This is a genomic window from Sulfitobacter sp. (assembly GCF_036961165.1).
Classification (GTDB): domain Bacteria; phylum Pseudomonadota; class Alphaproteobacteria; order Rhodobacterales; family Rhodobacteraceae; genus Sulfitobacter.
Genome location: NZ_JBALVJ010000016.1, coordinates 20920 through 45350 on the forward strand (window position 1 = coordinate 20920; position 24431 = coordinate 45350).

The window sequence follows — 24431 nt, forward strand, 5'->3', positions numbered from 1 at the left end:
GCCGATCAACCAGCCCTGCCAAAGCGCAGGCTGCGCCGGATCTTGGCCCGGAGACGGTCCTTGAAAAGGTCCGTTTTTCCTTTGTCAGAGACGATATACTCCGCAAGGAGCCGAGCGGCTTCTTCGGCTAGTGGCACCGCTGAGGCAGGGTCGTCTTCCAAATGGCTATCAAAGACCGGCTCTCCCCCCAGATAATCATCGGCCAAACGTTTGTTTGAGGCGGAATAAGCCTCAAGCAGGGCGCGGCGCTGTTCCAAAGACTGCAAGAACCGCCGCGTTGGCAGCGGTACACGTCCTTCGAGCTCTTGTCTAAACCGGGTTAAATGCGCCAATGCTTGCGACGGACGCAATCCTTGAGCCAAAAGAGTGGCCTTGAAGAACCGCATAGGCTCTATCAGACCCACCGGTGGGCTGATGTTCTTGCGATCCTCGGCGAGGCCGGCCGCAAGAACCGGATCCATGCCTAGAAAAGCCAAAAAACGCTCCAGCGCATACAGATCCCCCTGCCCGTGCCGGAGCGGTACAACCGTGATATTGTCGCGGCTCACACTGCGTGCCCATCTTTCCAGCAGCCAGTGATAGTCTAATACATGGGTTTTGGCCCGCCGCGCAATCAGCGCCTCGATTCCCTCACACCAATCCGAGATGCCTTTGACATGCTGCTTGTAGTCGGATTCGATCCACTGGTCCTGGCGGCGCACATAGCAAATAATTTGAGTATCAAAGCCTTTTTCAGCAGCACGCATGACCAGTGCTTCCGCATGCACCGAGTTTCCCAGCCCGACAAGCACTTCGCTGCTAAGAATCACATCGGTATCGCGCTCCAGAAAAAACTCGAGTGTGTCATCCACCCGATCCGTTTTTCCATTGCGGAAGTCGTCCGCCAGACGCGTTGCATTTCCCTGCTGCTCTTTGGTTTTGTCATTGGCAGGTCTGCCGTAGAATTTTCCGTGCGCTGCGAACTCATCAGCATGCGTTTGCAGCACATTCTGAATGGTCGTGGATGCACATTTGGGCATCCCGATGTGCAGATAAAGCGTTTTACTCATGATATGCCCACTCGCGAAGTCCGGTTTATGACACGCACAATGCAAGCCAAAAACGGGCCTGCCGGTTTCCCGGCGCCCGACCAGCGGCATATTAGAAATGCCGGCTTCGGATCACAAGCCTGCGCGGGCCAAACCGGGGTGGAAATTCAGACAAACAGAAAGTCTGAGCTGCTCAGATCATCGGGATCGATATCAACCAGAAGAATAGTATGCGCCCCGTATTCCACAATCGCACCGCGCTTTCCGTCCAGACTGCCTGTGCTGATATCGAGCAAACTCATCGGGTCTGACCCACGCCCCATACCGATAACGCGCAACCGATCCACGCCGTCCTCGAAATCCTGGATCACTGCGGTGCCGCCCGCTGAAAGGGTGTTGAAGACAAAGGTGTCGCGGCCGCCGCCGCCGTAGAGCGTATCGCTTCCATAGCCCGGATTGATCGTGTCCTGACCCGCATCGCCATAGATCAGGTCATTGCCATCGCCGCCGCCCAGAAAGTCATTGCCCGCTCCTCCCCGAACCGTGTCATTGTGATTGCCTGCACCGATCACGTCGTCACCACTGCCGGCATCCATCCAATCATTGCCTTCGCCGCCACCCATCGTATCGTTGCCTGTGCCCCCGATGACCGTGTCATGGGTATAGCTGCCCGCCAGCATGTCATTGCCCGCACCGCCATCCAGATAGTCATCTCCGGGTCCTCCGCTGAACACGTCGTCCCCATCGCCGCCAAGGATGGTGTCATTACCAGGTCCACCGCCGCCCCGGTCCTTGCCGTTCCCGCCCTCCAGGCGGTCATTCCCATAGCCTCCGCCCAACCGGTCATTGCCGTCTTCGCCAAAAATCCGGTCATTGCCGCTCTCACCGGGCAGCTTGTCGTTGCCGGCGCCGCCCCACAGCCAGTCATGTCCGTCCTGCCCCTTGAGGTTGTCATCGCCGCCGCCACCAAACAGCGTGTCATCGCCCCCATATCCCTGAATCTCATCGTCCCACGCGCCCCCCTCAAGAAGGTCATCTCCGGCACGCCCCTGCAGCTTCACGCCGTGCAGGGCGGGAGCCGGTGCAAGGCGCGGGGCCGGCGTAGGAGCAGGGGTCGGAACCGGATCAGGCGAAGGCGTAGGATCAGACAGCGGAGGCGGCAGATCTTTCCCCGTATGCACGTTGGATTTTACCGACTGTATGTTAAACTGCAGCGGGGTGGACGGATCAACGGGTTGCACTTCGGTCACCCTCAAGGGGCCCAGCGTTACTGACATATGAGACAGGAATTCCAGCAGAACCCCAGCCAGATCAGCAGCCCCAAGGGATGTTCCCGCCTGATTTACTAGCTCAAGTTCTTCTGCCCCATACCGCAGCACCGCACCGCGACTGGTACTCTGGATGTCAATCTGGTTGAGGTTGTACAGCATACCCCACGCCGAAAGGTCGATGGTGTCCTGCCCGATCTCCAGATCCTCGATCACATCACGCTGGCCGTCCGCCATCAGCACAAAAACATCCGCACCTGCACCGCCATACATCCGGTTTCGCCCCGCACCGTCGCTGATAATGTCATCACCGTCACCAGCCGATAGATCACCGTTTCCGTCGCGCAGCGAAAGCACGTCGTCCCCCGTACTCCCCGATACACTGCCCGTCTCGCGAGCAGCGACAATGCCCGGTTCCGCAAACGCAATATGCATCCGGGTCAGCCCCGCCTCGTTGGCGGATGTCACAAGCACATCAATGCCGCCTTGTCCTGCCATCGCCCCGATCGCAGACACGCCCTGAAGGCCCGCTGCCATGGTGTCGGCAAAACTGCCCTGATGCACCAGATGCCCTTCTGCGGTCAGGCGGAACAGGCTGATGCCATTGTCCATCCCCGAGGCCAACACAAACACATGCCCTGCAACAGTGACTTTTTCCAGCTGTGACACCCCCTGAAACCGCGTTTCACGGCCGTCGATCAGGTGGTCCGCAACCCCCAGAACAACGCCGGATGAGACCGACAACACTGACAGGCTGGAACTACCCGAAGCGGCCACGATAAGGTAATCCTGTCCTGCAATCTCTACGGCCTCCAGCGCAGTCACTGTCTGGACCGGCAAGCTCTGCTCTCTGCCAAGAACCCGCGCGTCGTCCAGCCCCCCATGCGCACCGATCTCGAACTGCGTAATCCCGCAATCCAGGGCCGACCCCAGAAAAAGAAAGCTGGCGGACGCGGTCTCGACCAGCGCCATGTCGGAAATACCGCTTGTGTAGAGACTATCTTGGGTGCCAAACGTCCGATCCCCGAAAAGCTGCCCGTCGTCTACCCGCAAGCGGGTGACGCCAACGCCATCCGGGCGCGCGACATAGAGGATATCCTGTCCGCCGACTTCTGCAGCAAGCACATTCACCGCCCTGCCGACAAAGCCGCCCAGTCCCATACTGGACAGGTGGCCGGATGTATCACCGGCATCGCGCGTTGCCACTGCATTGGTAAGAGCATTGGCAGGCAGGCTCCCTGCCCGCCCCTCAACGGCTAAATGCAAGCGCGCACTTGGAACATCCTGCACCGTTGACACAGTTGCCGGCGCGGCATCGCCCTGCACGGCCATGCGTTGCGTCGACAGATGGACAAAATCGTCAATTTCAAAGAACCCGCCACTGGGTGTTTGAATCTGACGTATCGATATTGCGGAGGAAGCCGCATCAAAGCTTCCACTGAACCATGTTCCGACATGTCTTAACACTGGCATACCCGCACCTCACCCCATGAGTCCCTGTACGGGGCAGAAGATGGGTGGGCAGCGTGTTCGCTACCGGTGTGGAATATGGTTTCAGTATGACGCTTTTCGCCAATTTAGTTGAAACTATCCGCCATAGGGCAGATCAGTTCTGCGACGTCAGCCAGACCCGAAGGGCGCTGCGAAACTCCGGCGTCAGGCCGGCCCCTTGCAGAACGAGCGATCCGTTGGGATGGCTATGCAGCCAGACACCCGGTGCCAGTTCACGCCCCCCTTCGGCAGTCAAATCTTCGGATTTATCAGTCTCTAATTTTTGATTAGAGACCTTTTGTAGGATTTTGTCTGCCTTGGACTTACGCAAAAGCGCCGCGGCAAGGACGGCCTGCTCGGCGTCGACATCTGTCGCGTCAACACCGCGCAGGGCCGCCTGTACTGCCGCAGGGTCCAGCCACCCCTCGTCCAGCGCCTTGACCAGCGCAAGGCCCGTCCGTTCGCTCAGCGCTTCGGGATATCGCAACACCCCGTCAAGGGCGTGAACAATACGGATGAAGCTACCGATCTTGGACCGTTTGGACCGTGACGCCGTGGAAAACAAAGCCTGAAGCGCGGTTTTTTCGGTATCGAACACCCCTTGCTCGACCGATTTAGCAACGATGCGGGCGCGTTCATAAAAACTCAGACCGACGCGGATCTCGTTTTCCTCGACCATGGCAAGATAGGCATCTGTTGCCTGATCCGGCCTGCGCAAAAGCGCGAGCACAGATCCGAAACGCTCCTCGCCGGCCTCTTGCGCCAGACGCTTCAGCGCCTGACAGCGCCGCCAGCCCGAAATAAGCCCGTAGCGCCCATCCCCGAGATCCATCACCTCGATCGGGGTTTGCTGGCCGCGCGCCTTGATGCTTTGCATCAGGGCATCAAGCTCCGGCTCGGTCATGGCGACACGGTCGCGGACCAGATGATCCAGCGCGATCTCGCCAAGCGGCAGTGACAGCACCATACGCCCGTCTTCGCGTGCCCGCGTGAGGGTTTCGCTCATCTCGTCAAAGGCAGCACTGGCTGCCGCATCCCCGACAACCCCTGCGATAGGGGCTGCGGCCCCGAACGAAAAACCACCAACGCCGGTAGAGGCGGGCTGGTGCAGATGGGCAGGGTCTGCCAGCGTCAGACGTTTGCGTTTTGCCATTTTTTTTCTCCTGTGCGCGAAGGGGTCACTGCCGCAGCGTGATGCAGAGAGGTGACCGATCCATAACCGCTGCGCGCGGTGCATTCACCGCAAATGTTTCGCACGCGAAACATTTGCGGGCAGGGTAGGGGCCTCATTCTGCCACCTGTGAAGAGGCCTGTTTCTCCGCCAGTTCGTCACGCCGCCAGCTGCCGATCAGCAGTTGCTTGAAGGCCGCATAGGTGGCGTCGAATGTTTCGCGCCCGCGGACATAGGTCTCGCGGTTGAAGTCGCGGTAGTCGGCTTCATAGATGCCTTGCACCTGCTCCCCCGTCTGCCCGATCAGCGCCGTGAAATCCTGCCTGTGCGGGCTGAGAACCGGACCCAAATAGGCCTGCATCAAGGCTGCAAGCTCTGCTTGCTGGGTGCCGTCATAACGCGTGACCACCGCGCGCACCGCATCCCATTCAAAGTGGGTTCCCGCGCGCCCCAAGGCCCGCGCAGCCATGTTCTCGGCCTCTTCGATCGATCCGAAGGTGGCATGCAGCATGTCAAAGAAGCGGCCTGTGGAATCGAACTCCAAGAACGAAGCACCCACCGGCACCAGCAGGATATCCGCCGCAGCCAGACCGTTGATCGTGAGATAGCCCAGAGCAGGAGGGGTATCGATGAAAACCACATCATAGCGGTCCAGCACCCCGTCCGCCGCCAGTGTATCTGACAGCGCATCCCACAGCTTCCAGCCGCGGGCCTGCATGCGCCAGACAGGGATCTGGAACTCTGCCCAGTAAAGGTTCAACTGTGCACCGATCAGGTCAATGTTGGGCCAGTGGGTGGATTGTATCAGGCTGTCGGCCGAGATATCCAACGCATCCGACAACGTGTCATCCAGCGGTTGCGGTGCTTCGCCACGATCCATCCGGCGCTGGTTGTCGCTGCGCAGATACTGTGCGTAGTGCCGCGCCAGCAGCGGGAAGACCGTCTGCCATTCGTCGTCTACTTTGCCGCCAAAGATCGATGTCATGGAGCCTTGGCTGTCAAGATCGATCACTAGCACTTTGTAGCCATCCAGTGCCGCTGACATTGCCAGATGCGCAGCCGTAGAAGTCTTGCCAACACCGCCTTTGAAGTTGGCTACTGCCACCATCTTGGCGGGCTGCCCTTCGGGACGGTAGGGCAGATATTCCTTGGCCTTGGAGCCCTCCTGCCCGAAGTGTGCCCGCAAGCGCAGCACCTCGTCGAGGGTGAACCACTTGGCCCCGCCCGGTGTATCGGACTGGCCCTGGGGCAGATCGGGATGCGCTTTAAGTACGCGGCGAAAGTGACCGGTGGCTACAGGGATCAGATAGCGGGTGATTTCCCAGGTTGAGAACAAGCGCAAAGATCGCTGCCCGTTCTCTTGCAGTCCGCGACCGGCAAGGTCGGTCCGGCCCGCATCACAGGCTTGCGCGATCTTGCGCAAGCTGTCGGTGCTGGAGGGCGCCCCCAGCTGGGCAAGGGCCGTATCGGGATCAATGTTGAAATAGGGCGGCAAGGCCCCGCCAGTATCCGGTTTCATCAAGTTGCTCGCTTATTTTTATGATCCGCCCAAAGATGATGTGCGCGGTTTATTCAAGTGTATCATAAAAACCAGAACATGGAAGTGAAACCAGAACAATGCGAGCAAAAGCCCCTTTTTCTAAGCAATTCAGGGGGTGATACAGGTGCAAATCTCTCTGTTGGAGAAGACAATGCCAAGTTATTTTTGTTATTTATAGGTTACAGGGCTGCTGATTTCAGGAAAAAGATTAAAGAACAATTGCTTGGAGATGCCTTTTTCAGGGGTTCCGACTCTGAAACCCCGATAGGGTGACTCTGATCCCACGCCAGAGTGACTCTGATCCCACGTTTGCGGCTGCACGGCTTCTGGACGGAACCTGTGGATAACTTTAGGGTGGGTGTTACTGAAACCCCGAAAACAGAATCGCATGATCTTACAAATGCGGCGGGGCAGGGCGGCATGGCAGCCGCAAACGGGCAGGCAGGAACAGGCGCATGACGCAATCGATGACTCACGACCGAGGGCTGTTGCCCGACCGGCATCCAACGGCCGACTTTCTGGTATGCGACGTTTTTGACGCCAGCTTGAAGGATGATCTGGGCTCGATGGAGCATCCGATCTTCTCGCTGTCTACCCGACCTGATCGGCGCATCCTGTCTTATGAACACAACGGTACCACGCTCGAGATTACGCCGTCGGTTCGGGGGCGGGCTACGATCCACGACAAGGATATCATCATCTACTGTATCAGCCAGTTGATGGCGGCCGTGAACCAGGGCCGCGCGATCAGCCGTGTTCTGCACCTGCGTGCCCATGATCTGCTAGTGGCGACCAATCGTGAGACGTCTGGGGATTCCTATGCGCGTCTGCGCGAAGCTTTCGAGCGGCTGGCGGGAACGCGCATCACGACCAATCTGACCGCGGGCGGGGTCGAGATCACCTCCGGTTTCGGGCTTATCGAGAGTTGGGAAATTGTCCGCCGTGCCCGGGGCGGGCGCATGGTGAGTGTGATGGTGACCATCTCGGAATGGCTTTACCATGCTGTCCTGTCAAAATCGGTTCTGACACTTAGCCGCGATTACTTCCGTCTGCGCAAACCGCTTGAGCGGCGCATCTACGAACTGGCGCGCAAACATTGCGGGCGCCAACCGGAATGGAGGATCAGCGTAGCGACCCTGCACAAAAAATCCGGCAGCGCCTCTCCTGTGCGGGTGTTCCGCGCGGCTTTGCGCCGGATGATTGTCGACGGCAATCTGCCCGACTACGAGATGTACGAAGACCCCGGTGATGTGATGGTATTTGTCCGCGCCGATCCGGTTATTGTGGGGGGCACGGGGCCTGTCCTTTCCCCCGATACACTCGATGCCGCCCGGGCGCTGGTCCCGGGCGAGGATGTCTATGCGCTCGAGGCGCAGTGGCGCAGCTGGTGGGCTGATACCGGACGGCCGCGACTTGGCAATCCCGACAGGGCGTTTCTGGGATGGGTCGCTGCGCGGACCTAACCTATTGGTGCTGCACTTTAAAACCAGCGCCCCGAAGCATAGAGGCGGGTGTTGGACAAGGCGCTTGAGGCACTTGAACCGAACTGGCGGTAGATACCTCTTTCGTTATTGACGACACGCGCGCTGCACCACCGGGTGACCACATCGCTAGAAGCTCCCATGAAGATGTTGTCGTTTGCGAAGGGGGCGGGGAATATCCAGACCTCGTTATCCGAGGAAAACAGGGAGCCCATCACAAGGGTGGTGTCGAGTTGGGTGCCCAGGGACTGCCAGCACAGCAGCGTGCCATCCGCGTATTTTGTGTAGGACCCGTTGGCATTGCTGCCCCGTTCGACCAACGCTCCGGTGGGGACGCCCGCAGTCTGGCCGACAGGCCCCAAAGCATTGCCGCGGCCATAGCCGTAGTCGGTACGCATCAGCTGTCCGGGTGTTGTGTCGCTTGCGCTGGTCTGTATCGCGCTACCGCTGGCATGGCCGGTGAGGGGATCCAGTTGCAAGGCCGTGGTCCATGCAGCCCCATCCGGGCTTACCTTGATTGAGAAACCATCATCGCCCGCCAGCCCCATTTCGGCGCGCCCTGAAAATCCGGTCTGATAAAGTAGGCTTGCCGTGTCGCCTGCAGCGGCCTTGTTGATCTTGAGCTGGTGTCCTGCCCCTGCATGGGTCAGCAACGTGGCCTCGCTCGCAACAGCCAGACGGTTCACCGCATCTGCGGCAGTGCCAACGCCCAGAGACTCGAGGCTTTCCATCAGGCGGCGCCATGCGCCGTTGTGATGGACGTAAAGGTCTGCCTTCTCTGCATCCGTGGTCAACCCGCCCTCTGGCGTATCTATAAAATGCCATGCGTTGTCCGAATAGCGGGCAAGGCGGCCGTCCTGGCCGGTCCAGTCACCATTGGCCCCGACGCCAAGGGCATAGACTGAGCCGTCTTGCGGAAATTCAGGCGGGGACACGGCATCAAATTCGGTAATGCGCAGCTGCACCAGAAGGTCCAGCAGCCGAAGTGCTTCGTTGTGGGTGACGTGCTTTTGCGCCTGCGTGGGCTGGATATAGGGCAGCGAAAGGCGGGGGGAGCTGTCGGGCATTGGGGCCTCCTGGGGCAGATGAATTCCCCCGGAGTGTCCGAATAAATCTATTGCGGTTGGCTGAAGAATGCGGCCGCGCTGTTCAGGTGATGTTAACCCTGTGCTGCAGAGGAGAGCACCAGCGTCTCGCCCTCCTGCACCTGCGGCAGATAACGATGGGGGGCGACGGGGCTCTGCCCAGGCAGCATCCTGAACGTGGTGCAGCGGGCGGTTTCGCCGAAACACAATACGCTAATCCTGTCCCCGTCGATCTGCCGACGTAAAAGAGGATGGATCGCAAGCCCTCCGCCCACGGGTTGATCCATACAATAGAGAGGCACCAAGGCGGCGCTGCGACCGGCTTTGTGGTCCTCGGACAGCCAGTCCAATAGCACCTCAAGCGATGTGTCCTGCACCGACAGAACCCCCGCATAGATGCAGTCAAAGGTCTGACAGGCCAGCCTGTCGGGGCCGGACGTCAGAATTTGCGGCACCGGAAAGGGGCGAGTGTGCGCGGCGTAGCGCAAAGCGGGGGCTGTTTCGTGGTGGTGGCGCTGCGCCTCATGGTATTCCTGCCGCGCGCCGTAATAGAACCACCCCATGCCGGTGGCACTATCGCCCGTTGCATTGCCTGTGCTGTCCCGCTGCAAGGCAAGCGGCCCCTGCGGTAACAGCGGCACAGATCCAGCGCCGAACAACCGCCGCACGCGGCGCAGCAATTCACTGTCTGCCGAAACGCGAACATCGTCCCAAACACCAATAACAGTGTCGAATATTTCACGCGGCAGCATCAGCGAGGTCAGGTTTTCAAAGGCCATCGCACCGGTGCCGGTCCAGCGGCTGATCCTCAGATCCTCTGTGCAGCGCGCTTGCGTGCTCAGGCACCCGATATGGCCGGGGTGGCTGGCCAGAAAATGCGCATGCCGGGTCAACCGCTCGGGGTGGGACCAGTCATCGGCATCATGCAGGGTAATATAGTGTCCGCGTGCCTCTGCCAGTGCCGCATTGCGCGCACCGTATGCGCCGCGGTTGTGTGCCAGCCGGATCAGCCGGACGCGTGGATCGCGGGTGGCGGCCGCGGCAACGATACCGGCTGTGTCATCGGTGCTCGCGTCATCGACCACGATCAGTTCCAACGCGCGCCAGCTTTGCCTAAGCACAGATTGGATCGCCGTGCCGATGACATCCGCCGCATTATGGGCGGCCATCAGCACGCTCACCAACGGGGCATCGGGGGCCAGTGCGTCCCGGTCAGGGGGGGCGTCCGCCTGCAGCCGGTCGAAGGCCGGACCCTCTCCTGTGGTTAGCGTTGCCACGGTCAGGTCTGACAGTGCAAAGGCACGGTTGAGGCAGGCCAGTGTTGCGTCAGGATCCGGCGCCATGCGGGTTGCGGCAAGGTGCAGGTCAGAATTATCTGAATCGCTTTGATAGAGAATGTTTTCAGTCTGGTTCTGAGATGTCTGCGCGATCAGGCGCAGGGGCGCATAGGCAGGGCCCAAACCGGCAAGCAGATGGGCGGCGCTGTCAGCATCACCGGTGTGCAGGCCCCACAGCGCGAGCGCCTCGCGCGCCTGTGTTGCTTCGTGCAGGTCGGGGCTGTCGCGGGCGATGTGGTGCAGGGCGGCAAGGGGGGCTTCGGTCAATCCGCCTGTTTCCAGCAGGCTGCGCAGATGCCCGACACGTCCCTGAATGCAGGCACTCAGGGTTGGCTGGGCGGGCGGATGGGGCAGGCGGCCTTCGCTACGCCCGCTGCGCAGATAGTGTAGTAGGGCTGGTATTCCCGCTGCTGCCACATCGGGGTTGTCTGCCAGATAGGATCGGCTGCAAAAGCCTGGCCCCGGATCGCGCCCCAGCGCCAGACCCAACCGTTCGAAATGAGCAAGCGGTGCCAGTCCGAGATGTGACACATCCGCGTAGCGCTCCAGATACCAACCAGCGTCGAAAAGCGCGCTGGCATGCAACTGCTCCAGATCGGCAGGCGCCGGTGAGGCAAGCGTCACCGGCGCAGACCAAGGCGGGCCGACAGGCCGCGTGAGGCAGGCGGGGCATTCGTGGGCATGTCTTGTGCCAGAAGCATCCGGCTGAGCCGCTCGATTTCGGCATCGCGCGCCGCAAGCTCGACGCGTAGCGCCTCGAGACGGGCAATGAGAAGACGGTTCAGATGTGCCAGTTCGGGTGCGGGCGTACCGGTCACGATATTTCCTTTGCGGCGCGCTGCTTTGCCTTGATGCGTGCAACATTCGGCTCAGGGGCCTGAGTGGCGGTGATGTTGCGCAGCAGGTCGCGCTCCAGCACATAATGTCCGGTGACGACCGCCAGTGCGGCAGGCGGCCTGTTGGCTGTGTAGCGCAGGATCAAATCCCAATCGACCAGTCGCGACAGGGCCGTATCAAACCCGCTGTGTGTTTCGAAAAGGCTGCGGTGATGGATGAAACTGTTGAGGTCGATGAAATTCTCCTGCTCCAGTTTTGTCCTGTCATAGCTGTGGAACAGGATGTCGCTCCAGCCGTCGCTGATGTTGTGACGGCACAGGGCCGTATAGGCACAGGTCGCACCCGGCACAGACAAGAGTGCGGCGCAGGCATAAAGAAGGTGATCGGATTCCCAGCTGTTGTCACTGTCCAGATAGGCGATGATGTCACCGTGCGCGGCCTCCAGTCCGGCATTGCGCGCCGCTGACACGCCGCCATGCGCACAGCGCAGAACGCGCAGAGTGCCCGCGGCACAGGCCTCCGCGAACCGCGCCTCGATCAGATCGGCAGTGCCATCGGTACTGCCATCATCCACCACGATCACCTCCAGCGCCGCCAGCGATTGCAGCAGCGCAGAGGTGACCGCGTCGGCCAGCACATGGGCGCGGTTCCAGCTGGGAATGACAACACTGATACGCGGACGGGTTGCGTGCATCAGCCGCAAAGCCTCATCGCGGACGCAAGAGGGGAGTTCTTCGGAGAAAAACGGGCTGGTGCTGCGGCGCAGGGCCGCGAGGGTGAACGGCAATCGCGCACGGGTCACCACAGGGGTGCCTGGCGATTTTCCGCGGATCCGCCGGACGACGGATCTTAGCGCGCGCAAGGCGGAGGTCTTCAGACGGCCTGTCTGCCGCTCCAGCGCCATCTGTTCGCGCAACCGCTGGCTGATAAAATAGGCTTTCTGGCTTTTGATCCTGTGCGTCAGGCGGTCCTGGCACACGCCGACGATCAGCAGATTTAGCAGCCGTTCCAGATCGGTTCCCGCTGCGCTGTCGCGGGCCAGCCCGTGCAGACCGTGCTGCAATGTGGCAACAAAATCACCTGTGGTCCTGTCGTGCTCCAGCGCTTCAATCAGATGGCCGAGTCCTTCGTCGGCTTTTGGGGTTTTCTGCACTGGATATTACCTTCTAGGACCGGAACAAGAACTGGGTAATCTAGGCCTGTGCTGCAAAGTATGACAAGAGCCGAGACAAAGCGCTGGCACTATCAGGCCGGTATCTTGTGGGTACAGAACAGCTCTGTTATGCGCAAGGCGCAGGATATTTGGGGCGCCCACACACGGGCGCGCACAGAAATCAGCCCACCACCTGACGTTATAAAATGGATCGAAATATGACTAAAAAGGCCTTGATCACCGGGGTAACCGGACAAGACGGTTCTTATCTGGCTGAGTTTCTGCTGGAGAAGGGCTATGAAGTCCACGGGATCAAGCGTCGGGCATCGCTGTTCAACACCCAGCGTATTGACCATATTTATCAGGATCCGCACCAACCCAACCCTAAGCTGAAGCTGCATTACGGTGATCTAACCGACAGCTCCAACCTCACCCGTATTCTGTCCGAAGTGCAGCCAGATGAAGTCTATAACCTTGGCGCGCAGAGCCATGTTGCCGTGAGCTTCGAGGCGCCCGAATATACCGCCGACGTGGATGCTATTGGCACCCTGCGTTTGCTTGAGGCGATTCGCTTTCTGGGACTTGAGAAAACGACGCGGTTCTATCAGGCATCCACCTCCGAGCTGTATGGTCTGGTGCAGGAAATCCCGCAGACCGAGACCACGCCGTTCCACCCGCGCAGCCCTTATGCGGTTGCCAAGATGTATGCCTACTGGATCACGGTCAACTACCGCGAAGCCTACGGCATGTATGCTTGCAACGGCATCCTCTTCAACCACGAGAGCCCGCGCCGCGGCGAAACCTTTGTGACCCGCAAGATCACACGCGGTCTGGCAAATATAGCACAAGGTCTCGAAGAATGTCTCTATATGGGCAATATCGATGCGCTGCGCGACTGGGGTCATGCCAAGGATTACGTGCGCATGCAGTGGATGATGCTGCAGCAGGACGAGCCGGATGATTTCGTTATCGCAACGGGCGTGCAGTATTCTGTGCGCGAGTTCATCACATGGTCCGCGACCGAGCTGGGCATCACGTTGCGCTTTGAGGGCAGCGGCGTGGACGAGACAGCTATTGTAGACAAGATCGAAGGCGATAACGCGCCTGCGCTGAAACCGGGTGATATCGTCATGCGTGTTGACCCGCAGTATTTCCGCCCTGCCGAAGTCGAAACTTTGCTGGGTTCGCCGGCCAAAGCCAAGGCCGAGCTGGGCTGGGTACCAGAAATCACGGCGCAGGAAATGTGCGCCGAGATGGTGGCCGGAGACTTGCGCACAGCGCGGCGCCACGCCCTGCTTAAAGAGCATGGTCTGGACGTGCCAATCAGCCTTGAAACATCGTGATCCGTTGCCTGATCACATCATGCAGAACACACCGCATTTCATCGGAGATATAATGTGAAAAGTACGATCGCTCTTTCTATGCACAAAGCAGGCAGCTCAATCGCTGACCAAATCTTTACCAAAATTGCGAGAGAGCGGGGCTACGAGCTTGACCTGATCTCACGGCGGGTGTCGGATACACCGCTGTCTGAGCCCGAGTATTATCGCGAATACCAATCGCAGATGAAGACAGAAGGCGTCTATTTCGGCATGGCGCGCCACCCTGATTGTCACGATCTGGAAATCCTGCCAAAGCTGCGCGTATTGGTTCAGGTCCGTGATCCCCGCGATTGTATCACTTCGATGTACTTTTCATTCACCAAAAGCCACGTGCCGCCAAGCGATCCTACAAAGCTGGCAGCCTTTGAAGAACGCCGCGCAAAACTTCAGGCGCTTGATATCGACACTTGGGCTATCAAAGAATCCAAAAACTATCTGAAGCGGATGGAAAAGCTGGAAGCAGTGGTCAACACCCACCCCGAGGTACAGCTGCTGACCTATGAAGAGATGGTCGAAAATACCCCGGCATGGGCTGAAAAGGTTCTTAACTTCTTTGACCAGCCGATGACGCCCAAACTGGAGCGGATCCTTGCAGGGGATCTGGATTTCTCAGTTTCCGCTGAAGATGTCTCCAAGCACAAGCGTCAGGTTAGCCCCGGCGATCACCGCCGCAAGCTCAAGCCCGAGACGATCGAACAGATGAACGAAGTTCTGGCGCCCGCTATGCGCAACTTTGGCTATTCGGTCTGAACTTCACTAACATCGGGAGACATCCATGAAAGTCTATATTGCAGGTCACCGCGGTATGGTGGGCGGCGCGATTACGCGCAGGCTCAATGCGCGCCGTGAAGCGGGAGAAGCGATCGAGCTGGTCACCCGCACCAGCACCGAGCTTGATCTGACCGATCAGGTCGCGGTCCGTGATTTCATGGCTGCTGAAAAGCCCGATGTGGTGATTTTGGCTGCGGCGAAGGTTGGTGGCATTCATGCCAACAACACATACCCGGCGGATTTTATCTACGAAAACCTGATGATTGAATGCAATGTCATCCATCAGGCTTTTGCCGCCGGCGTGACGCGGCTTTTGCAGCTGGGATCATCGTGCATCTATCCGCGCGAGGCGCCACAGCCGATGCGCGAAGACGCACTTTTGACCGGCGTGCTGGAGCCCACCAACGAGCCCTACGCGATTGCCAAGATTGCGGGCATCAAGCTGTGCGAAAGCTATAACCGCCAACATGGCGTGGACTACCGCAGTGTCATGCCCACCAACCTTTACGGGCCGGGCGACAATTTCCACCCTGAAAACTCCCATGTGCTGCCCGCATTGATCCGCCGCTTTCACGAAGCAGCACAAAGCGGTGCATCCGAGGTGGTAATCTGGGGATCGGGTAAACCGCGCCGCGAGTTCTTGCATGTCGATGACATGGCCGAGGCGTCCTTGCATGTGCTGGACCTGCCACGCGACGTTTATGCGGCACACACTGAACCGATGCTGAGCCATATCAACGTAGGTTCCGGCAGTGATGTGTCGATCCGCGAACTGGCCGAGACGGTGGCCGAAGTGACCGGATTTACAGGGCAGATCACACAAGACGCCAGCAAACCCGATGGCACCATGCGCAAGCTGATGGATGTATCACGTCTGGCGGATATGGGCTGGCAGGCCGGTATCGGGCTTCAGGACGGCATCCGCAGCACTTATGCGTGGTTCCTTGATCAGGATCCGGCAGCACTTCGCGCCAAATAAAATAACCGGACGCACACCAGAACTCGTGGGGAAACCTTGTTGTGGCTCTTATGCAAATGTAGGGTCTAAGCCAAGGCGAGTATCGGGTTGTCCGGTTTCATCAACTTTTGCAGGCAGGGCATTTTTTCATGATTCATCCAATTCTTCTATGCGGCGGTTCCGGAACACGTCTTTGGCCTCTGTCGCGCAAATCCTATCCGAAACAATTTGCGAAACTGATGGGAACGGAGAGCCTGTTTCAGGCCTCTGCCCTGCGTTTGTCGGGGCCGCAGTTTGCAGCACCCGTGATCCTGACAGGGGATCCTTTCCGTTTCATCGTGACCGAACAACTAGCCGCAATCGAGCAGGCCCCCGCTGGTATCCTGATCGAACCCGAAGGGCGCAACACAGCGCCTGCCGTATTGGCCGCCGCTCTCTGGCTTGAGAAGCGCGATCCGGATGCCGTGATGCTGGTGGCTCCGTCCGACCATGTGATCCCCGACACAGCAGCGTTCTGCGCAGCGGTCGAGGCGGCTGCGCCGCGTGCACTAGCAGGCGAGCTGATCACCTTCGGCATCCAGCCTGACCGTGCTGAAACCGGCTATGGCTACCTTGAACTCGACGCTGGCGCCGATGCCCGTGCGAACAGCCCCCAGAAGCTGGCAGGCTTCGTTGAAAAACCAGACGCCGATACCGCCGCTGCGATGATCGCCAAAGGGAACTTCCTGTGGAATGCGGGTATCTTCCTGTTCACAGCCGCCGCAATCCGTGCCGCATACGAGACCCATGCCCCCGAGCTGGCCGCACAGGTGCGTGCCTCTGTGCAGGACGCCCAGACCGATCTTGGCTTTACCCGCCTTGCCTCCGGTCCCTGGTCCGAGATCAAGGATATCTCGATAGACTATGCGATCATGGAAAAGGCCGACAATCTTGCCGTAATGCCTTATGGGGCGGGCTGGTCGGATCTGGGAGGCTGGGACGCGGTCTGGCGCGAGAGCGGCCCGGACGCCGAAGGAAATGTCTGCTCTGAACAAGCCACGGCAATTGACTGTGAAAACACCTTGCTGCGCTCGGAGACCGAAGGACTTGAGGTCGTGGGCATCGGTCTCAAGGACATTGCTGTCATTGCGATGGGGGATGCCGTGCTGGTCGCGCATATGTCACAGGCCCAACGGGTCAAGGATGCGGTCTCGGCTCTCAAGGCGCGCGGTGCCACGCAAGCGGTCCAGTTGCCGCGTGATTACCGCCCTTGGGGCTGGTATGAAAGCCTGGTCGTCGGGGGCCGGTTTCAGGTCAAACGCATCGTGGTACATCCCGGTGCGGCGCTGAGCCTGCAAAGCCATCACCACCGGTCCGAGCACTGGATCGTGGTCGAGGGAACTGCAAAGGTAACCGTCGATGATGACGTGCGTCTGATCAGCGAAAACCAGTCGGTCTATATTCCGCTTGGTGCTGTGCACCGGATGGAAAACCCCGGCAAGGTGCCCATGGTTCTGATCGAGGTACAGACCGGATCGTATCTGGGTGAGGATGACATCATCCGTTACGAAGATGTCTACGCCCGTAGCTGAGTGTCGAACTTTCTCTAAAGGACCCTATTCGTATGAGCACCGACCTCGCGGCTGTTGATGAACATATCGCACACAACGATGTCGAGGCTGCCCGCACCCTGCTGGAAGCGGCGATCACACGCGATCCTGACTTCTATCTCTATCATGCGCGGTTGGGTGAGCTTGCCCGGGATCAGGGCGATACGGACAGAGCGCGACGGGCCTATGAACGGGCTGTCGCACTCAATCCAGAGGCCGGATGGCTGCGCGACTGTCTGGCGGATATCGACGGGCTAACGCGCGTTGTCGGTCGCTATGACCACTACCCAGATCTGACCCAAAAGCGGCGCGCTGAAGGCGGACGCCGTCTGCGCGGGGTGCTGCCCTCGGGTACCGAGGCCCAGCCGTTGGTTACCATCGTGACCGCCGTTTATGACAATCACACTACGTTCCAGCGGTGTATCGATTCAATCCGCGCGCAGACCTATGCGAATGTCGAATATATCATCGTGGACGGCGGTAGCCCGCAGGCCACACTGGACGTGATCAAGGCCAACGATGATTTCATCGATTACTATATTTCGGAGCCGGATCAGGGCATTTATTCCGCGATGAACAAAGGGATCAGTCTGGCGCGCGGCGAATATGTCGGCCTGCTGAATTCGGATGACTGGCACGACCCGGAGTTTGTGGCCAGATCGGTTGCTGCAGCACAGGCCGCCGCGCAGCCCGATATCGTTTATTCGGATTTCTACGACGAAGGCACCCGTGTCACGGCACGCCCGCTGTCAGACGGCATCTATTTGGGCAATCTCAACGTCAACCATTGCAGCTTTCTGGTCCATGCCACATGTTATGACCGCATCGGCCCTTACGATGAAGGCCTGCGCATTCTCAGTGATATGGTCTGGATCCGCAAAGCCTACCGTGAAGGTTGCGCCTTCCACAAATCCGACTTTGCAGGATTTCACTTTTCCCACGGCGGGTTGTCTTCGGGGGGTGATCTTGCGCGCCGTGAGTTGATTATCCGCGAGAACGGCGATTGTTACCGTGTCGATTTCCCGTTTCTCACTCAACACGAAGCCGAAGACCTTTATCTGCTGCGGTTCCGTACCGACAAGCTACAGACAGTCGAGGCCACCATAGAGCGCTATCCCGACCAGCCGCTGTTTCGCAGCGCGCTGGCAGCCTACGTCGAGCATTGCTTTCGGGACCGTGGCGCTTTTGTGCTGGACCGCAGCGAGACGGACAAGCTGTTTGTCGTTTTTGTACGGATTGCCGAAGCTTTGGGGGTGCCAATCTCTGCCATCCGGCTGGAGACAAACTTTGGCCTGCTGTCGGATGTACTGGGCGAGATCGAAGCGATGCCGGTGCCCGCCTGCGGCCCCGGTGGCAAACGGATCCTGCATTACGCAACCGTCTTTTCCGCCCCCTCCGAGACATTCATCTATGATTTGCTGGGGCGGCTTGAAACCGGATCACCACATACAAATGTGATGCTGTGCCAGACGCGGCAGCTTTTGGACGAGCGCCCTTTCGAGCGGACGATCACAATCGACTGGCCCCATTACCGGCCAGAGGTGATCGAGCAAATCTTCAAATTCGTTCTGGCGCATTTCCGTATTGATGTGCTGGTCGCGCATTTTGCGATCAATGAACATCGGCTGTTCCAGCGCATCGGAGATCTGGCGTTCGGATTGCCAACCATCAGCATGTGCCATGGCATTGATGTTTTTGTGATGAAGACGCAACCAACGTATCGCAATCATCTGATCGGGACGTTTTGCGCGCGGCCCAATACGGCATTTACAGCCGTATCGACCTATTTGCAGGGCTTGATGGTTGAGGCAGGGATTCCGCAGGACCGCATCAACCTGCTACACAATACGGTCAATCCCCGGTTTTTCGAGCATCGCAAGACCGAGAACTTCTACGATCGCTCCCGCTCTTTGCGTCTTTTGACTGTGGGGCGGTTGATTGCATGGAAGGGGCACCGTGTGATGCTGGAGGCGCTAGCACGGTTCTGCAAGGCCTGCACCACTGATGTGACCTTAACTATTGTCTATGCTAACGGCGATGAAGAGCTTGCAAACCTTCAGGAACAGGCCAAGTCGCTTGCAATCGAAGAGAACATTAATTTTGTGCCCTTTGTCGATTTCAGCGAGAGACCAGATTATTTTGCCGGTTTCGATCTCTATTTACATGCCTCAACCTACACTTCTGATGTTACCCGTAAATCTGAGACCTTTGGCGTTGCGGTATTGGAAGCAATCGCTGCAGGCCTGCCTGTAATATCTTCGGATGCAGGCGGCCTGCCGGAAGTGTTGGGGGAAGGAGGGCGCTTTGCCAGAATTGTGCCCCATAACGACAGCTCTGCACTGACCAATGAATTACAGCAGATGTGGCACGAGGGCACGGCCTTTGCGGACAACATCGACTATGCCAACGACCGCTTGGCGGTCTTCTCGGCAGAAAACCAGATTGCTGCCCTGAATACGGTGATCAACAAGGTCACCGATCCGCAAGCACAACCGCGCGAGATCAAGGTGGCGTTGCTGTCGTCCTCGACCCAGCAGGGGGCGGGCTATGCTGCGTACCGCTTGCACCGTGGGCTGATGGCACAGCCGCAGGTGAAGTCCACGATGTTCACAACCATCCTGCATCACCAGAATGAGCCGGGTGTGAAATTTGTTATGCACCCCAGCACTGATGGTGCCCGTTGGCGCACGTTGCAGCCGGCGCCGAAACCCGGCAACACGATCTTTACGGTCAACCAGACCCACATCCAGTCCCACGACCTGCTGCGCATGGTGGCCCCTTACGATGTGGTCAACCTGCACTTTCACGCGCGCTTTTTGTCGGTGGAAAACATCGCCAGTCTGACGTGGTCGGACAAGCCCGTGGTGATGACAATCCGCGACATGATGCCGATCACGGGTGGTTGCCATTTCTTCCATGGCTGCGACAAGTGGCAGCAAAGCTGTGAGAACTGCCCGCAGATCCCCAGCGCCGAAACCGGATTTCCTGCCGAAGTTCTGGCCGCCAAACGCGCGAACTACAATTTCGAAAATCTGACGCTGGTCACCCTGTCCAGACACACCCGCGAGATCCTTGAGCGCGCGCCCGGGTTTCGCGACTGCCGGATCGAGACAATCCCGAACTCGATCGAGACGGATGTCTTCCGGGCCTATGACAAACGTGAAATGCGGCGTAAATTCGGACTGCCGCTGGACCGTAAGATCATCGGCTACGTGCCCAGCTTCTCAAGTGACGTCAAAGGCTATCACGAATTCCAGTCAGCGCTGAAGCTGCTGGATGCCGGTGCGATGGGCTTTGATCCTTTTGTCATGCTGGTGGGCAACCATACGCCAGCCATTGACGGCATCGGGCACGATAAAAAAGCGCTGGGATATATTGCCGACAACGATGAGCTGGCAATGGCCTACAGCTGTGCCGACGTGATCGTGGTGCCGTCGCTCGAAGAGACGTTTTCAAATACGACCGCCGAAGCCATTTCCTGCGGGGTGCCTGTGGCAGGGTTCCGGACCGGAGCGATCGGCGACCTGGCCCTCAACGGCAAGACGGGGCACACCAGCACCCCCGGAGACGTGGCTGGATTGGCCGCAGGGATCACAGAGCTGCTCACCGGCCCGGACCTAAGCGCCAACTGCCGCGCCCTTGCCGAGGACACCCTGTCTTTCATGACACAGGCCCATAGCTACGAGACGCTTTATGCTGATCTGGTTAGCAAAGCTAAAAGCCGTCCTGCCGCTACGCCAAAAGTATTCGACAGCTTTGACCGGCTGGGGTTCGGGTTGTCGCATATTGCAACCGAGGTCGTACAGAAAACCGCCAACCCCGACGCGACACCGACACAGGGCAGAACAGCGGTATTGCAACCGCGCGGAGCAGTGCAGAATATACCGGCAGTCAGCCGTACAACTGCAGCGCCCAAGCCTGCAGCTGAAAAACCTATTGCGGGATGTCACATCCGGTTTATCGGGTTCAGCGTCACCAATGACCCGATCGCATATTCCGAAAGCTTTGAAACCCGGCATGCACCCTCGTTGGGGTTGGCTAAAACCTCGCGGGCGGCCATCGGGGGGGTCACCCCTATGTTGATGCGCTATCTTTTGGATGAACAGATGATGGGCGATAGTGATCTGGTTGTGCTGGAGCTTGCCACCAGCGATGCGAGGCGCTTCAACGATAAAAACCGTGATGACCATGTCCTGTCGGTTGTTTCCATGGTTGCCAAAGTGTTGCAGTCCGGCCGTGTGCCGGTTTTGCTGGATCTACCGCGGGCAGATGTCGACTATGCGGATGACTGGATGTCACGGTCCCATGCAGCAATCGCTTCCTATTTCGGCATTCTGCGGGTTGATGTGCCGCAAAAGACCGGCAAGCAGGATTTCGCCGAGCAGAACCTGCGCGATGTTGTACACCCGACCAAGGCTGGTGCGGCTCTTTATGCCGATCTCGTTGCAGCCGCTCTGGCGCGGGGCAACATGGCGCGTGGTCGGGCCGATTTGGCAGCTTCGTTTGCTGACCTCTTTCAAGCGGTGTCGGCAGGTGATGCTGCGCAGGGGCATGGGCAATCCGGTTACCTCCACGATGCCCGCTGCTATAGTGTGACAGGCGTTGAAATCCCCGAAGGGACAACACAGGAGTTCTCATTTGGCAAACAGGTCTGGGTCGGTGGCATCACCTATCTGATGGCGCCGCAATCGGGTTATCTGAATCTGGTGCTGCCGGACGAGGCACAGCAGCAGATCATGGCATATGATACCTATTGCTACTATGAACGGTTGGGCGGCACAGTCTTCGATGCGGTGACTGCTGACCGTATGACTATCCATCAACCACGCCAGCGCCCCGATATCGCCTTGCGCAAGGGAACACCGGATGACGGCCCACGTTGTGGGCGGATCATGCATCTGTTGATTGACAGGCAGCCAGCCGCACTGTCTTCGGGGATGTTGCCCGAAGCACTCAAGGTGGCTACCTAGGCATAGCCCAGAAGCTCAAGGTTCGGACGCAGCTTGTCTGTATAGGCTTCCAGCACATCCGCAGGCAGTTTTTCGTAGTTGCGGATTGTACCGCCGGTCTTGTGGTTCTTAAGACGGCCGCTTGCGGCAACCGCCCGTTCGGTTCTGCTTAGAAAATCCTCAAAGGACCAGTCATCGGGAACATGGGGTGCCAGCGGGGTGGTGATATGCTCGCACATACGGCGCAGGCTGAGCGCTCCATCCACATACATATCCTCATACTGGATGACCGGCATGCCCGATTGGACCATCGGTTGGTAGCAGCCGCCAATCCGGTTGAGGAAATGCAGAGTGTCACGTCGCAAAACGAACTCTTCAAGCGCGGCATCAGCGATTGAAGCGCGCAGCGCCGTAATGTGGTTCGCCAAAACCTTGTTGTCTGTCGCGTGACCGGCAGCAGCATAGTATTGCGAAATACCGATGTCGCGCAGATCGCGCACAACCAGAACAGAGGTGTCTGTGGGGCCGAACCCTGCTGCCCAGTCTGCGGGTATTTCGCGAAATCCGTAAAACAGATAGCCGCCCAGCAGGGACAGCTTTTGCAATTGTAGTGCGTGTGCCAGATGGACGGAACTGTGATTGTAATTCTGGGAGTCGAAATACTCGACCCCCATGTCGTACAGGGCCTGACTTAGATTGTAGGGCATCAAGCCGACGCTACGGGCGAAATTCTCGGCAATGGCTTCGGTCAGTGAGCTGCCAGAGCGGTAGAGGTTGAAAAAATACAGGCTTTGCCGGTCGGGGTTCGGGGCGAGGGGCAGCCGCAGACGCATGGTCAGGTCAAAGTCGAGGTTCATGAGGGTCGGGCTCCGCTTGCGAGGATGGCAATGCTAGTGGTGTCAGGAGGGCAGGGGGGGCGGGGCAGCACCGGCCGTATTATAAAATCACGTTGTTGTTTTTTCCCAACCGGCAGCCGACTTCAAAGAACAGCAGGCCCAACATGCGCCCGCCTTCTCTTTCGGCAAACGTATCCATCGAGCTGTTGATCTCTAGAAGGCCGGGGGTCTGGATGTCCTTGCTGCGTAGGCGCAGCGCGCCAAAGCTCGGGTTTTCGAGAATCTCCAGATCGCAGGGGATCTCCCTTCCCTGCTTGTTCAGGGTGAATTCCAGATCCTCGATGCTGCGCAAATCACGCCCGCGCCCCTCGCGGAAGAACAAGGTCAAATCTTCGCGGACATCGGTCAGTGTGATCTGCAAACGCGAGGCGTTGCTCCAGACATATCGGGTCGGGAAATAGATATCCGACGGCCCCTCCAAGCGGTTGAACCCCTCGCCCAGCAAAAGCCGTGGGGAGCGAACCTTGTGGTGCTTCTGAAGCAGGTCAGCCAGAAAGAGATAACTTTCAGACGCATTTTCTGGAGAGTCCGTGCGGCTTTTCCAACTGCCTTCCTCAAGCGTGGCGAGCGCCTGATGGACCGTCATGGTTTGATCGCCGCTCAGCAGGGCAATGATCTTTGGCATAATCGCGCCGTGGAAAAATAGGGACCGCAGACCTTTTCGGGCAAGGTTTTCCGAGACATCTGTGTATTGGCTTGCCTGATGGGCCGCGACGTTCAAATTGACCACAAAGGCACTGTACTGGAAGAAAAAACAGTATTCCTGCCACAGATGCCAAGCTGCGTTCTCGACCCCTGCATCGCTGCGCGCCATCTGTAGCGCCCACCAGCAGTCATAGGCGAGGTTCGGGTGGACCTTGCTCAGCATCAGAATGTTGCGAATCCAGACTTCGTCGAGGAACGTCAAAAACTCGCGCGATCCGCTACGGTAGAGCGCATTGCCGTTGATGTGAAACTGGATCGAAGGATCCAGCGGCGTCTCGCCCAGATAGGGTGCCCCGATCACCCACGCTTCTGAAGACAACAGCATGTTGTTGACGTCAGCCACCCAGTTGGAGGTCAGCGGGATGCAGTCCAGCTCGATTTGCAGCGTATAAAGACCAAATTCCGAGGTAATGTGCATGGTTTCCTGAAACAGGAAGTTGGGGCCGGCTTTGTTCCCGAACGCGCCTTTTGCTTCTTCAGTGTAGCGCGCATAAAGGTCCCTATCCCCTTCCAGATCGGCGCTGAAAATTTCGAGCCCGTCAAAACAGGCGTGCAGATCGGCGAACTCGGCATAAAGCGCGTGGGTCTGTGCGATCAGCGCGCTGTCGGCCTTGTTGTAGACAATAACCAGCTTGGGCTTGGGGCAGTCCGAAGATGTCAGCGGAAAGAACCGGCTGTCACTCCAAAGAGTGAAGACGTCTTTGATTGCCGGCAGGTCACGAGCCAGACAAGGAATGGAGACGGAGCCCAAACGCCGATTGTGAGGGTCTGCTATTGTCATATTTACCCT

17 protein-coding genes are annotated in these 24431 nt (G+C 58.6%); 7 read left to right on the forward strand and 10 right to left on the reverse strand.

Translation table 11 applies throughout. The annotated features are described in order from the left end of the window. Positions 1-5 precede the first annotated feature (5 nt). The 4 genes from V7730_RS09450 to V7730_RS09465 form a co-directional block, all read right to left on the reverse strand. Positions 6-1049, reverse strand: a complete 1044-nt coding sequence (locus V7730_RS09450) for a hypothetical protein (protein WP_335747350.1) — start codon at positions 1047-1049, stop codon at positions 6-8. Between the two features lie 146 nt (positions 1050-1195). Beyond that, entirely contained in the window at positions 1196-3769 is a 2574-nt protein-coding gene (locus tag V7730_RS09455) for a calcium-binding protein (protein ID WP_335747351.1), read from the reverse strand. Between the two features lie 133 nt (positions 3770-3902). Beyond that, the gene (locus V7730_RS09460) at positions 3903-4940 is read right to left on the reverse strand and encodes a ParB/RepB/Spo0J family partition protein (RefSeq protein WP_335747352.1); all 1038 of its coding nucleotides are present in this window, start codon (positions 4938-4940) and stop codon (positions 3903-3905) included. Between the two features lie 133 nt (positions 4941-5073). Then, positions 5074-6477 carry an AAA family ATPase gene (locus V7730_RS09465; protein ID WP_335747353.1) on the reverse strand — a complete coding sequence of 468 codons (1404 nt, stop codon included), beginning with the start codon at positions 6475-6477 and terminating at the stop codon, positions 5074-5076. Positions 6478-6555: 78 nt separating this feature from the next. Between V7730_RS09465 and V7730_RS09470 the strand changes: the two genes are divergently transcribed. Then, entirely contained in the window at positions 6556-6771 is a 216-nt protein-coding gene (locus tag V7730_RS09470) for a hypothetical protein (protein ID WP_335747354.1), read from the forward strand. A gap of 182 nt (positions 6772-6953) precedes the next feature. After that, positions 6954-7961, forward strand: coding sequence for a replication initiator protein A (locus V7730_RS09475; RefSeq protein ID WP_335747355.1), 1008 nt, complete (start codon positions 6954-6956; stop codon positions 7959-7961). 17 nt (positions 7962-7978) lie between these two features. On the opposite strand, the gene V7730_RS09480 is transcribed toward V7730_RS09475, so the two are convergent. The 4 genes from V7730_RS09480 to V7730_RS09495 all read right to left on the reverse strand — a co-directional run bounded on the left by V7730_RS09480 (position 7979) and on the right by V7730_RS09495 (position 12391). After that, positions 7979-9046 carry a DUF2793 domain-containing protein gene (locus V7730_RS09480; RefSeq protein WP_335747356.1) on the reverse strand — a complete coding sequence of 356 codons (1068 nt, stop codon included), beginning with the start codon at positions 9044-9046 and terminating at the stop codon, positions 7979-7981. 92 nt (positions 9047-9138) lie between these two features. Further along, the gene (locus tag V7730_RS09485; RefSeq protein WP_335747357.1) at positions 9139-11025 is read right to left on the reverse strand and encodes a glycosyltransferase family 2 protein; all 1887 of its coding nucleotides are present in this window, start codon (positions 11023-11025) and stop codon (positions 9139-9141) included. Beyond that, complete coding sequence (locus V7730_RS09490; protein WP_335747358.1) at positions 11022-11219, reverse strand: hypothetical protein; 198 nt, start codon at positions 11217-11219, stop codon at positions 11022-11024. Before V7730_RS09490 ends, V7730_RS09485 begins: the two co-directional genes overlap by 4 nt. Next, positions 11216-12391 carry a glycosyltransferase family 2 protein gene (locus V7730_RS09495; protein ID WP_335747359.1) on the reverse strand — a complete coding sequence of 392 codons (1176 nt, stop codon included), beginning with the start codon at positions 12389-12391 and terminating at the stop codon, positions 11216-11218. The genes V7730_RS09490 and V7730_RS09495 overlap by 4 nt, the downstream gene beginning before the upstream one ends. A 218-nt stretch (positions 12392-12609) precedes the next feature. Between V7730_RS09495 and gmd the strand changes: the two genes are divergently transcribed. From gmd to V7730_RS09520, 5 genes are all read left to right on the forward strand, one after another. After that, entirely contained in the window at positions 12610-13734 is a 1125-nt protein-coding gene (gene gmd, locus V7730_RS09500) for a GDP-mannose 4,6-dehydratase (protein WP_335747360.1), read from the forward strand. Between the two features lie 54 nt (positions 13735-13788). Beyond that, entirely contained in the window at positions 13789-14523 is a 735-nt protein-coding gene (locus tag V7730_RS09505; protein ID WP_335747361.1) for a sulfotransferase domain-containing protein, read from the forward strand. A gap of 25 nt (positions 14524-14548) precedes the next feature. Further along, positions 14549-15523: a GDP-L-fucose synthase gene (fcl, locus tag V7730_RS09510; RefSeq protein ID WP_335747362.1), complete on the forward strand. Its 975-nt coding sequence runs from the start codon at positions 14549-14551 to the stop codon at positions 15521-15523. A 128-nt stretch (positions 15524-15651) separates the two neighbouring features. Beyond that, on the forward strand, positions 15652-17073 hold the full coding sequence (locus V7730_RS09515) for a mannose-1-phosphate guanylyltransferase/mannose-6-phosphate isomerase (RefSeq protein ID WP_335747363.1): 1422 nt from the start codon (positions 15652-15654) through the stop codon (positions 17071-17073). Positions 17074-17105: 32 nt separating this feature from the next. Continuing rightward, on the forward strand, positions 17106-22061 hold the full coding sequence (locus V7730_RS09520) for a glycosyltransferase (RefSeq protein ID WP_335747364.1): 4956 nt from the start codon (positions 17106-17108) through the stop codon (positions 22059-22061). On the opposite strand, the gene V7730_RS09525 is transcribed toward V7730_RS09520, so the two are convergent. After that, positions 22058-22897 (reverse strand): hypothetical protein, encoded by an 840-nt coding sequence (locus tag V7730_RS09525; RefSeq protein WP_335747365.1) that lies wholly within the window; start codon positions 22895-22897, stop codon positions 22058-22060. The two genes, V7730_RS09520 and V7730_RS09525, sit on opposite strands and share 4 nt — an antisense overlap. Positions 22898-22976: 79 nt before the next feature. Beyond that, a complete protein-coding gene (locus V7730_RS09530; protein WP_335747366.1) occupies positions 22977-24422 on the reverse strand; it encodes a hypothetical protein in 1446 nt (481 codons plus the stop codon). Positions 24423-24431: the final 9 nt, after the last annotated feature.

Bases quoted from the DNA above. Each gene is read 5' to 3' on its own strand.
- V7730_RS09475 (WP_335747355.1), top strand. From the start codon at position 6,954: ATGACGCAATCGATGACTCACGACCGAGGGCTGTTGCCCGACCGGCAT.
- V7730_RS09515 (WP_335747363.1), top strand. From the start codon at position 15,652: ATGATTCATCCAATTCTTCTATGCGGCGGTTCCGGAACACGTCTTTGG.
- V7730_RS09450 (WP_335747350.1), bottom strand. From the start codon at position 1,049: ATGAGTAAAACGCTTTATCTGCACATCGGGATGCCCAAATGTGCATCC.
- fcl (WP_335747362.1), top strand. From the start codon at position 14,549: ATGAAAGTCTATATTGCAGGTCACCGCGGTATGGTGGGCGGCGCGATT.
- V7730_RS09470 (WP_335747354.1), top strand. From the start codon at position 6,556: ATGGAAGTGAAACCAGAACAATGCGAGCAAAAGCCCCTTTTTCTAAGC.
- V7730_RS09480 (WP_335747356.1), bottom strand. From the start codon at position 9,046: ATGCCCGACAGCTCCCCCCGCCTTTCGCTGCCCTATATCCAGCCCACG.
- V7730_RS09530 (WP_335747366.1), bottom strand. From the start codon at position 24,422: ATGACAATAGCAGACCCTCACAATCGGCGTTTGGGCTCCGTCTCCATT.
- V7730_RS09465 (WP_335747353.1), bottom strand. From the start codon at position 6,477: ATGAAACCGGATACTGGCGGGGCCTTGCCGCCCTATTTCAACATTGAT.
- gmd (WP_335747360.1), top strand. From the start codon at position 12,610: ATGACTAAAAAGGCCTTGATCACCGGGGTAACCGGACAAGACGGTTCT.
- V7730_RS09525 (WP_335747365.1), bottom strand. From the start codon at position 22,897: ATGAACCTCGACTTTGACCTGACCATGCGTCTGCGGCTGCCCCTCGCC.
- V7730_RS09455 (WP_335747351.1), bottom strand. From the start codon at position 3,769: ATGCCAGTGTTAAGACATGTCGGAACATGGTTCAGTGGAAGCTTTGAT.
- V7730_RS09520 (WP_335747364.1), top strand. From the start codon at position 17,106: ATGAGCACCGACCTCGCGGCTGTTGATGAACATATCGCACACAACGAT.
- V7730_RS09460 (WP_335747352.1), bottom strand. From the start codon at position 4,940: ATGGCAAAACGCAAACGTCTGACGCTGGCAGACCCTGCCCATCTGCAC.